Origin of the sequence: Ralstonia sp. 22111 (assembly GCF_052045895.1) — a bacterium.
GTDB classification, from domain to species: domain Bacteria; phylum Pseudomonadota; class Gammaproteobacteria; order Burkholderiales; family Burkholderiaceae; genus Ralstonia; species Ralstonia wenshanensis.
This window is the reverse complement of the sequence record NZ_JBQEPR010000004.1, coordinates 1-14,899: the sequence shown is the minus strand read 5'-3', so window position 1 is coordinate 14,899 and position 14,899 is coordinate 1. Positions and strand designations below refer to the sequence as shown.

General features: G+C 63.1%; 14 protein-coding genes. All 14 read right to left on the bottom strand.

Annotated elements, in window-relative coordinates; genetic code table 11:
- Window positions 1-84: 84 nt before the first annotated feature.
- Entirely contained in the window at window positions 85-804 is a 720-nt protein-coding gene (locus tag ACTJK4_RS11705; RefSeq protein ID WP_322016882.1) for a phosphoribosylanthranilate isomerase, read from the bottom strand.
- Entirely contained in the window at window positions 801-1,625 is an 825-nt protein-coding gene (gene truA, locus ACTJK4_RS11700) for a tRNA pseudouridine(38-40) synthase TruA (RefSeq protein ID WP_232040403.1), read from the bottom strand. The genes ACTJK4_RS11705 and truA overlap by 4 nt, the downstream gene beginning before the upstream one ends.
- Before the next feature lie 83 nt (window positions 1,626-1,708).
- On the bottom strand, window positions 1,709-4,624 hold the full coding sequence (tapV, locus tag ACTJK4_RS11695) for a FimV/HubP family polar landmark-like protein TapV (RefSeq protein WP_440817976.1): 2,916 nt from the start codon (window positions 4,622-4,624) through the stop codon (window positions 1,709-1,711).
- A 387-nt stretch (window positions 4,625-5,011) separates the two neighbouring features.
- Window positions 5,012-6,115 (bottom strand): aspartate-semialdehyde dehydrogenase, encoded by a 1,104-nt coding sequence (gene asd / locus ACTJK4_RS11690; protein WP_004634424.1) that lies wholly within the window; start codon window positions 6,113-6,115, stop codon window positions 5,012-5,014.
- Between the two features lie 82 nt (window positions 6,116-6,197).
- Complete coding sequence (locus ACTJK4_RS11685; protein ID WP_414560779.1) at window positions 6,198-6,374, bottom strand: hypothetical protein; 177 nt, start codon at window positions 6,372-6,374, stop codon at window positions 6,198-6,200.
- 81 nt (window positions 6,375-6,455) lie between these two features.
- Window positions 6,456-7,526, bottom strand: coding sequence for a 3-isopropylmalate dehydrogenase (gene leuB, locus ACTJK4_RS11680; RefSeq protein WP_440817975.1), 1,071 nt, complete (start codon window positions 7,524-7,526; stop codon window positions 6,456-6,458).
- Between the two features lie 29 nt (window positions 7,527-7,555).
- Window positions 7,556-8,206 carry a 3-isopropylmalate dehydratase small subunit gene (leuD, locus tag ACTJK4_RS11675; RefSeq protein WP_260802259.1) on the bottom strand — a complete coding sequence of 217 codons (651 nt, stop codon included), beginning with the start codon at window positions 8,204-8,206 and terminating at the stop codon, window positions 7,556-7,558.
- Window positions 8,207-8,229: 23 nt separating this feature from the next.
- A complete protein-coding gene (gene leuC / locus ACTJK4_RS11670) occupies window positions 8,230-9,639 on the bottom strand; it encodes a 3-isopropylmalate dehydratase large subunit (RefSeq protein WP_260802258.1) in 1,410 nt (469 codons plus the stop codon).
- A gap of 217 nt (window positions 9,640-9,856) precedes the next feature.
- Window positions 9,857-11,158 carry a citrate synthase gene (gene gltA / locus ACTJK4_RS11665; RefSeq protein ID WP_232040409.1) on the bottom strand — a complete coding sequence of 434 codons (1,302 nt, stop codon included), beginning with the start codon at window positions 11,156-11,158 and terminating at the stop codon, window positions 9,857-9,859.
- Window positions 11,159-11,280: 122 nt separating this feature from the next.
- On the bottom strand, window positions 11,281-11,568 hold the full coding sequence (locus ACTJK4_RS11660) for an FAD assembly factor SdhE (RefSeq protein WP_232040410.1): 288 nt from the start codon (window positions 11,566-11,568) through the stop codon (window positions 11,281-11,283).
- 71 nt (window positions 11,569-11,639) lie between these two features.
- Window positions 11,640-12,341 carry a succinate dehydrogenase iron-sulfur subunit gene (locus ACTJK4_RS11655; protein WP_009241007.1) on the bottom strand — a complete coding sequence of 234 codons (702 nt, stop codon included), beginning with the start codon at window positions 12,339-12,341 and terminating at the stop codon, window positions 11,640-11,642.
- A 22-nt stretch (window positions 12,342-12,363) separates the two neighbouring features.
- A complete protein-coding gene (gene sdhA / locus ACTJK4_RS11650; RefSeq protein WP_316882014.1) occupies window positions 12,364-14,142 on the bottom strand; it encodes a succinate dehydrogenase flavoprotein subunit in 1,779 nt (592 codons plus the stop codon).
- A gap of 3 nt (window positions 14,143-14,145) precedes the next feature.
- Window positions 14,146-14,511 carry a succinate dehydrogenase, hydrophobic membrane anchor protein gene (sdhD, locus tag ACTJK4_RS11645; RefSeq protein ID WP_316882015.1) on the bottom strand — a complete coding sequence of 122 codons (366 nt, stop codon included), beginning with the start codon at window positions 14,509-14,511 and terminating at the stop codon, window positions 14,146-14,148.
- 10 nt (window positions 14,512-14,521) lie between these two features.
- The coding region (gene sdhC, locus ACTJK4_RS11640; protein ID WP_316871993.1) for a succinate dehydrogenase, cytochrome b556 subunit at window positions 14,522-14,899 on the bottom strand (378 nt) is incomplete at its 5' end.

Genomic DNA, 14,899 nt, shown 5'->3' with positions numbered 1-14,899 from the left:
GAGGCGTCCGCCGAGGTCAGGGTGAAGCCCCGTCGGCGGAAATATTCAGGAAGGCGTGCGTCGCGAAAGACCTGCCGGATCGGCTCAGGCCTGAACCGATGCGCCCAGGGCTGCATCGGCCTCGCGGACCGCACGCACAAATGCGGTCATCCGGGCGTGGTCTTTCACGCCCCGTGCGGCCTCGATCCCGCTGCTGACGTCAACAGCGTAAGGCCGCACGCGTTCAATCGCGCCAGCGACGTTTTGCGCGCTCAACCCACCACTCAAAACGAGCCGAGGAGCGGCGCTTGTGGTTGGCAAGGATGGCGATTGCGGGAGCCATTGCGGAGGAATGAGAGTCCAGTCGAAGACGTGGCCGCCGCCGCCATACCCCTCAACAAATGCGTCGAGCAGCAGGCCTTGAGCAGCGGCAAACCGATTGCCGAATTCTACCAAATCGGCCCCGGGCTGAACACGCAGGGCACGCAGCCACGGCAGCCGCACCTTCGCTGCAATCTCGGCACACAGCTCTGCCGGCTCGTCACCGTGGAACTGAAGCAGCGTAAGCGGCACTTTGTCCAGCACGCGCGCCACGTCGTCCGCGCTGGCGTTGACGAACAGGCCCGTCACGGTGACGAACGGACCGGCGCGGCGAGCCAGCTCGGCAGCGCGTTCGGTGGCGACGTAACGCGGGCTGGGCGGATAGAAGACGAGCCCGATCGCATCGGCGCCGAGCTCGACGGCGTGGTCGACGTCGGCCGGCTGGGTCAGGCCACACAGCTTGATACGGGTACGGTGCAACGGCATGGTGGAAGCGGAGTTCACGGGCCGACGTGTTCGTCGAACACGCCACGAAACAGGCTGGACGATGCCGGAGATGCCGGCAACGAGAAGACATCAGGATAGCCGACCTCGGCCAGATACAACCCGTCGGGCATGAAGGTCGGGGCGGCGGCGACGCGGCTGCGTGCTGCCAGCACATCGCGCATCCAGGAAGATGGCTGCCGGCCCCGCCCGATCGCCACCAGGCAGCCCATGATGTTGCGCACCATGTGGTGCAGGAATGCACTGCCACGAATACGGACGAATACCCACTCGCCCTCGCCTCGCACCTCGATCGAGTACATCGTTTTGACGGGCGACTTGGCTTGGCATTCGGCCGCGCGGAACGACGAGAAATCGTGCTCACCGACCAAGACCTGCGCAGCCTCGTTCATGGCTGCCACGTCAAGCGCTTGGCCAGGCGGCAGCATCACGTAGCCCGCCTTGTCTTCGAGCAACGGTGCGCGCGTCGGGCCGAAGGTCAGCGCGTAGTAATACGTGCGGCGATGCGCGGAGAAGCGCGCGTGGAAGTCCTCCGGCATTTCCTGCGCCCATCGCACGGCCACCGTGGGGGGCAGAAACGCGTTGGTGCCGCGCACCCACGAAAACGGCTCGCGCACGAGGTCGGTATCCAGGTGGACGACCTGGCCCAGCGCATGCACACCCGCATCGGTGCGGCCGGCCACCGTGGTCGGGAGCGCCACGCCGGCAAACTGTCGCAGGGCCGCCTCCAGTGCGTCCTGCACGGTGTTGCCGTGCGGCTGCGATTGCCATCCCGAAAACGCGGCACCGTCGTACTGAATGCCAAGCGCGATGCGCGTCATGCCGTGTGAATCCCCATGCGGAAAGAAAAACGCCGGCAGGATACCACCCTGCCGGCGCTGTCGATGGCGTAAAACGCGTTGCGTCAGCCGATCTGGCGCATCAAGGCTTGCGCCTCGGCGTGGAACGACGGATCGCCCAAATCCAGCACTTCCTGCAGCAGTTCGCGTGCGCCTTCCTTGTCGCCAATCTCGATGTAGGCCTTGGCCAGATCGAACTTGATCTGCAGATCGCGCACACCGTCGGCACCGTGCTCACCGGACAGCGTGTGCGGCAGGTTGGTGTCCAGGCGGATAGCCGATTGCGGTTCGTCGTTCGCGACTTCCGCGTGCTCTGCGTGGTGCGGCTCGGATTCGAAATGCATCGGAGCCTGCGACAGGTCGGTCGGCTGAGCCCAGCTCGGCAGGCTTTCCTCCGCAGCAACCGAGGCTGCCGGAGCAGCCGTTTCTGCGGCAGGCGGCGTCGGGTTCAGATCCAGCGACAAGTCCGACAAGTCCATGTGCAGCGGGGGCGCGGCGACGGGCTGATAAGCCTCGCCAGCGTGCGCGTTGAACTGGGGGAGATCCGCTTCAGGTTCTGCATGCACCTTGAAGATGTCCGATGCTTCTTCCGGCGCGGTGATCGGCTCGCCTGCTGCCGGCGCCGGGAACGACTCCAGCGGCAGATCGAAATCGGCCAGTTGCGGCGCTTTGGTCGACGGTGCGGACGGGTCCAGATCCGGAGACAGCGTGGTCCAGTCGTCCCCGCGACGGGTGGTTTGACCGGTCACCGTCGGGCTGAAGGCCTCGGCAGCCACTGCGGCGCCCACACCGGCCAGGGCAGCGGCACCTGCCACTGCGGCGCCAGCGTGGCTCGGTTCCGCATGGGCTTCGGCACCAACATGGCTCCCATCACCCTGCACCGTCAGGTACAGCGGGTTGGCGGGATCAAACTTGCGGCCCATCGCAGCCGCCTCTGCCCATTCCGACGAGGCCGCGCCGACTTGCGCCAGCATCTCTTCAGCAATGGTCTGGAAGCCATGGGCGTCCTGACGATTCGCGTAAATTTCCATCAACTTCAGACGAATGGCTTGGCGCTCCGGATGCTGCTCCAGAGCCTCGCGCAGGATTTCTTCGGCTTGTACGTCGCGGCCGTAGGCGATGTAGACATCGGCCTCGGCAATCGGGTCGACTTCATTGCTCTCGTTGCCGCCACCAATGCGGAAATCCGCACCGAACACGCTGTGCTGCGAAGTGTCGACGCTTTGACCACCGGCCGCGCCAAACAGCGAGTTGGCACCCGCCATCACAGTGCTTTCCTGCGACAGCAGGCTGTCCTGGAAGCCATGCGCCTGCTCAGGCTTCTGCTGGCGACGGCGATACACCACCAGACCACCCAGCAGGGCGACCACCAAGCCACCCAGGCCCAGAGCCATCGGGTTGCCCAGCAGCGACGAGAGGAACGATTCTTCCTGGATCGGCGGCGGCGGGGCCACAACCACGGGCGCCTTCTTCGGCGCGGCAGCGGGAGCCGACGCAGCAGCAACCGGTGCGCTGGCAGTTGCTTGCGGTGCAGAGGCTGCCGCCAACGGCGCCGATGCGGCCACCGGTGCGGAAGCCGACGCAGCAGCCGTCGCCGACGAAGCCGGGGCGGCGGCCGTTTCCGCCGTCGCAGCGGCAACAGGGGCCGGGGCAGACGTGGACGCTGCTGCCGGTGCGGGAGCGGGCGCATTGGCCGCCGCCACTGCCGGAGCCGCCGTCGACGGTGCAGCGCCAGCGGCCGGCTTGGCAGCGCTGGCGGCCTTGGCCAGTTCAGCGTTCTTCAATTCAACCAGGCGTTGCATGTCAGAGAGATTCTTCTCCAACTGTGCAACGCGTGACTCCATCTCCTTGAGCGCGCGCTCCTTGGCGACGAGTTCCTCGTCGCGGGCGGCTGCCCCGCCAGCCTTGCCGGCACGGTCAGCCTTGGACAGACGCAATTCGTCACGGCTGCTGGCAGCGGGCGTAGCTTGATCCTGCACACGGGCCGACACGCTGCCGCTTTGCTGGCGGGCGGAATCGGTATCCGTGGCCGCATTGGCTTCCGCTGCCGTTGCGAGGCGATTGCGGTAGCCGGCGAAGCCGGACGTTTGCGCAATGACCTCGCGGCGTGCTTCACGCGCAGGCGTTTTCTGCGCTTCGGCCTGCGACGGCACTTTCAGCACAGAGCCGGTGCGCAGCCGGTTGATGTTGCCGCCAATGAAAGCGTTGGGGTTGTTCCGATACAGGGCAAGCAGCATCTGGTCGAGCGACACGGCCTCTTGGCCTTGAGCGGCCGTCGACGCCACGTCATACAGGCTATCGCCGCGCTGCACGGTGTACGAGCCACCAGGCGTAGCGTCCGGCGCGGCAGCAGCAGGAGCAGCTTGCTGGGCACGCGCGGCTTGGCGAGCAGCACGGGGCTGGCGTGCCGGTGCCGGTGCGGCCGCAGTCGGGGCTGCAGCTTGCGGTTGAGCTGCCGAGGCAGCCGACGTCGATTCAGCGGCGCCCGGCGTGGTGGCCTGCACCACCGGCGTCGGCGCGAAATTCTGTGCGGTATTGCTGGAGCCCACCGGGTCCAGCAAGAACGTATAGGCGCGCGAAACGTGGCCGCTCGCCCAGTTCAAGTCGACCAGAACATCAACGAACGGCTCGGCGACGGGCTGCGTCGAGCGAAGACGCACCACGTAGTTACCATTCGACTGGCGCTCCAGCGAGGCACGCAGCGAGGAGACGATCGGGTTGTAGGTCAGGCCGGCACGCGAATAGGCATCCGGCGCGGCCAGTTTGGCGACCAGGTTTTGCGCCTCTTCGGGCGTCACGCCGGTCAGATCGATTTCGGCCTGCAGCGGCTGGCCGAGGCTGGAACGCACGTGCAGCGCGCCGAAACCGGCCGCTTGCGCAGCGGGCTGAATCAGCAGCAGGCTCGCCGCAGCAAACGCGACGGCCGACCAGCGAGGACTGCGATGGGACGATTCTCTCCGGCGGTATTGGCTCACCCTCACCTTCGACTCCGTTATCTTTTAATGTGCAAACGAACTTAACATCAACGAGTTAGCGCAGCAAGTTCACCCAAAAAGTGAAATGCTGGATAAGAACCGCCGTCAATCTTTATGAAAACGACACAATTGGCGAGATTCTGAAGCACCCGACGTACCCCCCGGAATGCGTGTGCTTCATGTGGCGCTAACCCTTCCCCGTGCCCCGTCCACCCCACGAATGGGCGGACAGCGTTCCGGCCGCTATTGTGTACCAACGTTACAGACCGTGGGCGTCCAGATGGCACAACGCCGCGCAGGCCGCGCGGCGTTGGTAGAAAAAGCGCACTTTCTGTTGTCAGGCCGCAACGACAGCCGTCGATGCCCGGCCTGACAAGGAAAGCAAAGGCCGAATCACTTGCCCAGCAGGATACGCAACGTACGGCGCAGCGGCTCGGCGGCGCCCCACAGAAGCTGATCGCCGATCACGAAGGCGCTCACATACTCGGGCCCCATGTTCAGCTTGCGCACACGGCCCACGCCGATTTCCAGGCCACCCGTGATGGAAGCCGGCGTCAGTTCCTTCTCGGTGATGCTGCGGTCGTTCGGCACCCACTTCACCCAGGGGTTGCCCGAGCGGATGATCTGCTCGATTTCGTCGAGCGGCAGGTCGCGCTTGAGCTTGAGCGTCAGGCCCAGGCTGTGGCAGCGCATCGCGCCGATCCGCACGCACAGGCCATCAACCGGAATCGTCTGCGCCGTGCCCAGGATCTTGTTGACCTCGGCCTGACCCTTCCACTCTTCCTTGGACTGACCGTTGTCGAGCTGCTTGTCGATCCACGGGATCAACCCACCAGCCAGCGGCGCCGGGAAGAATTCGGTCGGCACGTCTTCGCGGATGGTCTTGGCAACCTTGCGGTCGATGTCCAGGATGGCAGACGCCGGGTTGGCCAGCTCATCGGCCACAGCACCGTGGATCACGCCCATGCCCTTGAGCAGTTCGCGCATGTGGTTTGCACCACCGCCCGAGGCTGCCTGGTAGGTCATCGAGCTGACCCATTCGACCAAGCCTTCGCGGAACAGACCGCCCACGCCCATCAGCAGGATGGAGTTGGTGCAATTGCCACCGATGAAATTCTTGGTGCCGGCCGCCACCGCATTCTTGATGAGCGACAGGTTGACCGGGTCCAGCACGATCACGGCATCGTCTTCCATGCGCAGCGTCGAGGCGGCGTCGATCCAGTAGCCATTCCAGCCGGCAGCGCGCAGCTTCGGGAAGACTTCGGTCGTGTAGTCGCCGCCCTGGCACGTGATGATCGTGTCGCATGCCTTCAGCGCTTCGATGTCGTTGGCGTCAGCCAGGGGCGCATCCGTCTTGGCGAATGCGGGTGCCTTGCCGCCAGCGTTGCTGGTGCTGAAAAACACGGTGTCGATCAGGTCGAAATCCTTTTCTTCCTGCATGCGCTGCATCAGCACGCTACCGACCATGCCGCGCCAACCGACGAGACCTACCTTCATGATTGTGAACCTCTAGTGATTTTCCCCGCCTCGGTCGCCCGGCGTGACCGCGCGGGGAAGGCGAACGGGCACGACGGACGATCTACGAGATCGTTTTTTTGGTAATGATTTCCGTGGTCGTGCGAATCTCGACAGGCGTCATGCGAGTGCGCGCGGCGGTGCCCTTGGCGGCGATAGCCAGGGTGCCCAGAATGCCCAGTACGAGGACGGGGAGCGCGATCGAGATCATCTGCAAAAATATACACGATTTGGCGGCCACACAATGCACTGCAACATGTGTCCACCGAAAAAACGACGATTGCGGCACCGCATGTGACGGCACCGCAACGCATGTTTTGATTTACAAGGCAGCGACCACGGCGTCGCCCATCTCGACAGTGCCGACCTGCTTGCAACCGGGCGTCAGGATGTCGCCGGTCCGGTAGCCCTGCGCCAGCACCTTCTTGACGGCAGTTTCGATGCGATCAGCCTGCTCGGCCTTGTTCAGCGAATAGCGCAGCATCATCGCCGCCGACAGGATCGTCGCCAGCGGGTTGGCAACACCCTTGCCAGCGATGTCCGGCGCGGAACCGTGCGACGGCTCATACAGGCCTTTGTTGTTCGCATCGAGCGACGCCGACGGCAGCATGCCGATCGAGCCCGTCAGCATGGCAGCCTCGTCCGAAAGGATGTCGCCGAACATGTTGCCGGTAACGATCACGTCGAAGTTCTTCGGCGCCTTCACGAGTTGCATGGCCGCGTTGTCGACGTACATGTGCGACAGCTCGACTTCCGGATATTCCTTGTGCACGTCGGTGACGATGTCCTTCCAGAACTGGAACGTCTCGAGCACGTTGGCCTTGTCGACGCTGCACAGCTTCTTGCCGCGCTTGGCGGCAGCCTGGAAGGCGACGTGCGCGATACGGCGGATTTCCGGCTCGCTGTAGCGCATGGTGTCGAAGCCTTCGCGCGCGCCGGCGAACACACCGTCAGGTGCTGCTCGCACGCCGCGCGGCTGGCCGAAGTAGATATCGCCAGTCAGTTCGCGCACGATCAGGATGTCGAGGCCGGAGACGATCTCAGGCTTCAGGCTCGACGCGCCGGCCAGTTCCGGATAGCAGATCGCCGGACGGAAATTGGCGAACAGTTGCAGTTGCTTGCGCAAGCCGAGGATGGCCTGCTCCGGGCGCAGCTCGCGCGCCAGCGTGTCGTACTTCCAATCGCCCACGGCGCCGAACAGGATGGCGTCAGCCTCCTTGGCGAGCTTGAGCGTGTCTTCCGGCAGCGGATGGCCCTTGACCTCGTAACCGGCGCCGCCCACCGGGGCGAATTCCATCTCGAAAGGCTCGCCCAACACCTTGAGCACCTTTACGGCCTCGGCGACGATTTCCTTGCCAATGCCGTCACCCGGCAACACTGCAATCTTGGTCATGTAGTTGTCCTTGTTGTTCTGGTATCCGCTCAGCCGACGAGCTTGTGCGCGAGCCACGGCATCCTGGCCAAGCGCTGCGCTTCGTAAGCCTTGATCTGGTCGGCGTAGCGCAGGGTCAGACCGATGTCGTCGAAGCCGTTGAGCAGGCAGTATTTGCGGAACGCCGTGATGTCGAATGGATACGCCGTACCGCCTGGCGTGACGACGATCTGCTTGTCCAGATCGACAGTCAGCTGGTAGCCGGTAAAGGCTTGCGTCTCGTTGAACAGATGGTCGACTTGCGACTCTGTCAGCACGATCGGCAGCAGGCCGTTCTTGAAGCAATTGTTGAAGAAGATGTCGGCAAAGCTCGGCGCGATGATGGCGCGGAAGCCGTACTGCTGCAGCGCCCACGGCGCGTGCTCACGCGAGCTGCCGCAGCCGAAATTCTTGCGCGCCAGCAACACCGAGGCGCCCTTGTAACGCGGCTGGTTCAGTACGAAATCCGGGTTCAGCGGACGCTTGCTGTTGTCCTGCCCAGGCTCGCCGACGTCCTTGTAGCGCCACTCGTCGAACAGGTTCGGGCCGAAGCCCGTGCGCTTGATCGATTTGAGGAATTGCTTCGGGATGATGGCGTCGGTGTCGACGTTTTCGCGGTCGAGCGGCGCCACGAGGCCGGTGTGGATGGTGAATTGTTCCATGATTGCTCTCTCTATCCTGCCGCTCAAGCGAGCTTGCGCACGTCAACGAAGTGGCCTTCCAGCGCAGCCGCAGCCGCCATCGCCGGGCTGACCAGATGGGTGCGGCCGCCCGCGCCCTGACGGCCTTCGAAGTTGCGGTTGGACGTGGATGCGCAGCGCTCGCCCGGGTCGAGGCGGTCGGCATTCATTGCCAGACACATCGAGCAACCCGGCTCGCGCCATTCAAAACCCGCCGCCTTGAAGATCTTGTCGAGCCCTTCGCGCTCGGCCTGCTCCTTCACGAGACCCGAGCCCGGCACGACCATCGCCAGCTTCACGTTCGAGGCAATGCGCTTGCCCAGCTTCTGCACGACCCACGCGGCAGCGCGCATGTCTTCGATGCGGCTGTTGGTGCACGAGCCGATGAACACCTTGTCGATGTTGATGTCGCTGATGGCGACGTTCGGCTGCAGGCCCATGTATTCGAGCGCGCGCTCCATGGCGTTGCGCTTGTTCGGGTCTTTTTCCTTTTCAGGATCTGGCACGCGGTCTTCAATGCTGACCACCATTTCCGGCGACGTGCCCCAGCTCACCTGCGGGCGAATCTCTTCAGCACGCAGCTCGACCACCTGATCGAAGTGCGCACCTTCGTCGGAATGCAGCGTGCGCCAATAGGCGACGGCCTGTTCCCACTCCACGCCCTGAGGCGCGAACGGACGACCCTTGATGTACTCCAGCGTGACATCGTCCACGGCGACCATGCCTGCGCGTGCGCCGCCTTCGATGGCCATGTTGCACACCGTCATGCGGCCTTCCATCGACAGCGCGCGGATGGCCGAGCCACCAAACTCCATGGCGTAGCCCGTGCCGCCGGCCGTACCGATCTTGCCAATGATGGCGAGCACGATGTCCTTGGCGGTGCAGCCGCGCGGCAACGTGCCTTCCACCTTCACGAGCATGTTCTTGCTCTTCTTGGCGAGCAATGTTTGCGTAGCCAACACGTGCTCGACTTCCGACGTGCCGATGCCATGCGCAAGCGCGCCAAACGCACCGTGCGTGCTGGTATGCGAATCGCCGCACACGACCGTCATGCCAGGCAGCGTCGCGCCCTGCTCCGGCCCGATCACGTGCACGATGCCCTGACGCTTGTCATTCATCTTGAATTGCGTGATGCCGTAGCTGTCGCAGTTGGCATCGAGCGTATCGACTTGCAGCTTCGAAACCGGATCGGCAATGCCGTGCGAACGATCGGTGGTGGGTACGTTGTGATCCGACACCGCCAGGTTGGCACTGATGCGCCACACCGGACGCTCGGCCATCTTCAGGCCTTCGAAGGCCTGCGGGCTCGTGACTTCGTGCAGCAGTTGGCGGTCGATGTAGAGCACGGTCGTGCCGTCTTCTTCGGTATGAACGACGTGGTCGTCCCAGAGTTTGTCGTAGAGCGTCTTGGCCATGATGCGATCCGTGCACAACGCGCCCTTTCTTATTTCAGGGCCGCCGCGCGAGCAGTTTCGTGGGGAGTGATCGATTATGCCACCCGGTGCATTGGGCACCGGACGTGACTGACGAAAGGGGGTTTCGCCATTATGCGAAAGCCCTTCTGACAGCTGCGGGCAACAAAAAGCCCCGCTGGTTTCCCGAGCGGGGCTTCTGTAAAGCAAACAGCCTGGCTTAGCGCTTGTCGATCGACGGCACTTCGCGGGTTGCAGCACCGTTGAACAGCTGGCGCGGACGGCCGATCTTGTATTCCGGATCCGTGATCATCTCTTCCCACTGTGCAATCCAGCCCACCGAGCGGGCCAGCGCGAAGATGCAGGTGAACATCGAAGTCGGGATGCCCAGCGCGCGCTGAACGATGCCCGAATAGAAGTCGACGTTCGGGTACAGCTTGCGGCTGACGAAGTACTCGTCTTCCAGCGCGATCTTTTCCAGCTCCATGGCCAGCTTGAACAGCGGGTCGTTGTGCAGGCCCAGTTCGTTCAGCACTTCATGGCAGGTTTCGCGCATCAGCTTGGCGCGCGGATCGTAGTTCTTGTACACGCGGTGGCCAAAGCCCATCAGGCGCACGCCGCTGTTCTTGTCCTTCACCTGCTTGATGAACTCGGGCACCTTGTCGACGGTTCCGATTTCTTCCAGCATGTTCAGCGCAGCTTCGTTCGCGCCGCCGTGCGCCGGGCCCCACAGGCAAGCGATACCGGCCGCAATGGCAGCGATCGGGTTGGTGCCCGATGAACCGGCCAGACGCACCGTCGAAGTCGAGGCGTTCTGCTCGTGGTCTGCGTGCAGGATGAAGATGCGGTCCAGTGCCTTCTCCAGCACCGGGTTCACCTTGTAGTCTTCGCACGGCGTGGCAAACATCATGCGCATGAAGTTACCCGTGTACGACAGGTTGTTCTGCGGATAGATGTTCGGCTGGCCGATGTTGTACTTGTACGCCATGGCCACCAGCGTCGGCAGCTTGGCGATCAGGCGGATCTGCGAGATTTCGCGCTCGCGCGGGTCGTTGATGTTGGCAGCGTCCGGATAGAACGCGCTCATGGCACCAACCAGGCCAGTCAGCACGGCCATCGGATGGGCGTCACGACGGAACCCGCGCAGGAAGAACTGCATCTGCTCGTGCACCATGGTGTGATTCGTCACCACATGGTTGAACTCTTCCTTCTGCTTGGCATTGGGCAGCTCACCCTTCAGCAGGAGATAGCAGATTTCCATGAAATCGCACTTGCTGGCCAGATCGTCGATGGCGTAGCCGCGGTACAGCAGCTCACCTTTGTCACCATCAATGTAGGTGATCTTGGAATTGCACGACGCGGTCGACATGAAGCCGGGGTCGTACGTGAACTTGCCCGTCTGACCGTACAGCTTGCGAATGTCGATCACGTCCGGGCCAACCGTGCCCTTGTAGATCGGCAGCTCGACGCTGGGCGAGCCATCGGAAAACGATAGGGTGGCTTTCACTTCGGACGGCGTCATGTCGGTTTCCTTCTCTGCTGTTTATAAAAATAAAGTCGGGAGACTCCCGCCAGACGGATCAAGGGGCGCCGGCCGGGGGCGGCTGGACTGATTCGTCTTGCGGCAACCTCTCGCGCGCCGGTTTAGACCGAGCGCAGCAAGGTCAGGACGTGCTGGATGTGAGGCACGTCGAGGTCGCCCTCCGGTTCCTTGCGTGCAAGCAGGAGATCCATCAGGTCGTTGTCGGGTAGCTCGAACAACTGCGAGAGTGCGGCAACGTCGTCATCCGACAGTTCCGTCTCGTAGCGGTTGAAGAAGCGCTCGACGATGATGTCGTTCTCAAGCAGGCCGCGTCGGGCACGCCAGCGTAAACGGGCACGCTTGTGCGGATCGGACTGATGGGAGAACGTCGGAGTGTTCACAGCAACCATACTTCCTAGAAATGCGTCGCCGGAGAAACCGCTCCGGCGACACACAATGCCAAAGTGCCCTGACTCGCGCCTTACACCGCGCGGCGCACCATCAATTCCTTGATCTTGCCGATGGCCTTGGTCGGGTTCAGACCCTTCGGGCACACATCGACGCAGTTCATGATGGTGTGGCAGCGGAAGAGGCGATACGGATCTTCCAGGTTGTCCAGACGCTCGCTGGTCGCCTGATCGCGGCTGTCGGCGATGAAACGATACGCCTGCAGCAGACCGGCGGGGCCAACGAACTTGTCCGGGTTCCACCAGAACGACGGGCACGACGTCGAGCAGCTCGCGCACAGAATGCACTCGTACAGGCCGTCGAGCTCTTCACGCTCCTCCGGCGACTGCAGGCGCTCCTTCTCGGGCGGCGGCTCGTCGTTGATCAGGTACGGCTTGATCGAGTGGTACTGGTTGAAGAACTGCGTCATGTCCACGATCAGGTCGCGCACCACGGGCAGCCCCGGCAGCGGGCGCAGCACGATCTTCTCGGGCAGCTCACGCATGTTGGTCAGGCATGCCAGACCATTCTTGCCGTTGATGTTCATGGCGTCGGAGCCGCACACGCCTTCACGGCACGAGCGACGGAACGCGATCGACTCGTCCAGCTTCTTGAGCTTGACCAGCGCGTCGAGCAGCATGCGCTCGTGACCGTCGAGCTCAACCTCGTAGGTCTGCATGCGGGGCGCTGCGTCCTTGTCCGGATCGTAGCGATAGACTTCAAAAATACGCTTCATTTTTGTGGGCCCTTCTTATCCGTTAGAACGTACGCGCCTTGGGCGGCACCGATTCCACCGACAGCGGCTTCAACTGCACGGGCTTGTAGTCGAGGCGGTTGCCTTCGCTGTACCACAGCGAGTGCTTCATCCAGTTTTCGTCGTCGCGATTCGGGAAGTCGCTGTGTGCGTGTGCGCCGCGCGATTCCTTGCGGGCGGCGGCCGACACCATCGTCGCCTTGGCCACTTCCACCAGGTTGGCCACTTCCAGCGCTTCAACGCGCGCGGTGTTGAACACCTTGGACTTGTCCTTCAGGTGGATGCTGCCAGCACGCTCGGCCACTTCCAGGATGCGCTCGACGCCTTCATCCATCAGCTTCTGCGTACGGAACACGCCGGCGTGCGACTGCATGTTGCGGCGGATGTCGTTGGCAACGTCCTGCGCGTACTCGCCCGAGCTGGACGCATCGAGCTTGGCCAGACGCGACAGTGCGCGGTCCGCTGCATCGGCCGGCAACGGCTTGTGCTCGCGGTTCTTCAGGTTCTGCGCAATGATGTGGTTGCCCGCCGAACGGCCGAACACCACCAGGTCGAGCAGCGAGTTCGTGCCCAGGCGGTTGGCGCCGTGCACCGACACGCACGAGCATTCGCCGATCGCGTAGAAGCCGTTGATGACCTCGTTCGGGTTGCCGTTCTTCGGCACCACGACCTGGCCGTGATAGTTCGTCGGAATGCCACCCATCTGGTAGTGGATGGTCGGCACCACCGGAATCGGTTCCTTGATGGCATCGACGTTGGCGAACTTCAGGCCGATCTCGCGGATCGACGGCAGGCGCTTCATGATGGTCTCGGCACCGACGTGGGTCAGGTCGAGCAGCACGTAGTCGCCGTTCGGGCCGCAGCCACGGCCTTCCTTGATTTCCTGGTCCATCGAGCGCGACACGAAGTCACGCGGCGCCAGATCCTTCAGCGTCGGGGCATAGCGCTCCATGAAGCGCTCGCCATCCTTGTTACGCAGGATGCCGCCTTCGCCACGCACGCCTTCCGTGATCAGCACGCCCGCACCGGCCACGCCGGTCGGGTGGAACTGCCAGAATTCCATGTCTTCCAGCGGGACGCCTGCGCGCGCTGCCATGCCCAGGCCGTCACCGGTGTTGATGAAGGCATTGGTGGACGCTGCGTAGATCCGGCCTGCACCGCCCGTGGCGAACAGCGTCGTCTTCGCTTCGAGGATGTAGACCTCGCCGGTTTCCATTTCCAGCGCCGTCACACCCAGCACGTCGCCGTCCTGGTCGCGGATCAGGTCCAGCGCCATCCATTCGACGAAGAAGTGGGTCTTGGCCCGTACGTTACGCTGATACAGCGTGTGCAGCAGCGCGTGGCCGGTACGGTCAGCCGCGGCGCAGGCACGCTGCACGGGCTTCTCGCCGTAGTTCGACGTGTGGCCGCCGAACGGGCGCTGGTAGATGGTGCCGTCGGCGTTGCGGTCGAACGGCATGCCGAAGTGTTCCAGCTCATACACCACGTTTGGTGCCTGGCGGCACATGAACTCGATCGCGTCCTGGTCGCCGAGCCAGTCGGAGCCCTTGACGGTGTCGTAGAAGTGATAGTGCCAGTTGTCTTCGCTCATGTTGCCCAGCGAAGCACCGATACCACCCTGCGCCGCCACGGTGTGCGAGCGGGTGGGGAAAACCTTGGACAGCACGGCCACGGAGAGGCCGGCTTCTGCCAGCTGCAGCGATGCACGCATGCCCGAACCGCCCGCACCGACGATCACCACGTCGAATTTGCGGCGCGGCAGCCCAGTCTTGACTGCGACCATGTCTTAAACCCTCCAGAGAATCTGAGCTGCGTAGCCCGCGCAACCGACGAGCCACAGAATCGTCAACACTTGCAGCGTCAAACGCACTGCCACGGGCTTCACGTAGTCCATCCAGATGTCACGCACACCGATCCAGGCGTGATACGTGAGCGACACGAATGCCAGGAACGTCAGCATCTTCATCCACTGGTTGGCGAACAGCCCCGCCCAGCTTTGGTAAGACGTGTCTTTCGAGAGCAGGAACGCAGCCAGCAGCACGATGGTGTACACCGCCATGATCACGGCGGTGACGCGCTGCGCGAGGAAGTCCTTCAGGCCGTAGTGCGCGCCGACAACGAGGCGCTTGGGACCAATATTGTTTTGTGCCATTGCGGATTCCTCAGAACAGGCCGAACAGCTTGGCGCCGAACACGACGGTCAGCAGCAGGCTGACGATCAGCACGCTCACAGCCGATTTGGAGGCCGAGGCCTTGTCGATGCCGATATGCAGATCGAGGATCAGGTAACGGATGCCGGCGCAGAAGTGGTGCAGGTATGCCCAGATGAGGGCAAGGACGACAACCTTGGCAAAACCGTTGGACAGAAGCGCCGAAAACTTGGCGAAACTGATTTCCGACGTGAGACTTTGCTCGAACAAGTACAGCACGAACGGAAGAAGAAGGAACATCAGCGCACCGCTGGCACGGTGCAAGATGGACACCTTACCGGCCCAGGGCAAGCGGTAACGGGCGATATCGCCCAAACCGATGTTCCTGTA

Coding starts and splice junctions, on each gene's coding strand:
- truA (WP_232040403.1), bottom strand. CDS start 1,625: ATGACGCGCATCGCGCTTGGCATTCAGTACGACGGTGCCGCGTTTTCG.
- asd (WP_004634424.1), bottom strand. CDS start 6,115: ATGAAGGTAGGTCTCGTCGGTTGGCGCGGCATGGTCGGTAGCGTGCTG.
- leuB (WP_440817975.1), bottom strand. CDS start 7,526: ATGACCAAGATTGCAGTGTTGCCGGGTGACGGCATTGGCAAGGAAATC.
- leuD (WP_260802259.1), bottom strand. CDS start 8,206: ATGGAACAATTCACCATCCACACCGGCCTCGTGGCGCCGCTCGACCGC.
- leuC (WP_260802258.1), bottom strand. CDS start 9,639: ATGGCCAAGACGCTCTACGACAAACTCTGGGACGACCACGTCGTTCAT.
- gltA (WP_232040409.1), bottom strand. CDS start 11,158: ATGACGCCGTCCGAAGTGAAAGCCACCCTATCGTTTTCCGATGGCTCG.
- ACTJK4_RS11660 (WP_232040410.1), bottom strand. CDS start 11,568: ATGGTTGCTGTGAACACTCCGACGTTCTCCCATCAGTCCGATCCGCAC.
- ACTJK4_RS11655 (WP_009241007.1), bottom strand. CDS start 12,341: ATGAAGCGTATTTTTGAAGTCTATCGCTACGATCCGGACAAGGACGCA.
- sdhA (WP_316882014.1), bottom strand. CDS start 14,142: ATGGTCGCAGTCAAGACTGGGCTGCCGCGCCGCAAATTCGACGTGGTG.
- sdhD (WP_316882015.1), bottom strand. CDS start 14,511: ATGGCACAAAACAATATTGGTCCCAAGCGCCTCGTTGTCGGCGCGCAC.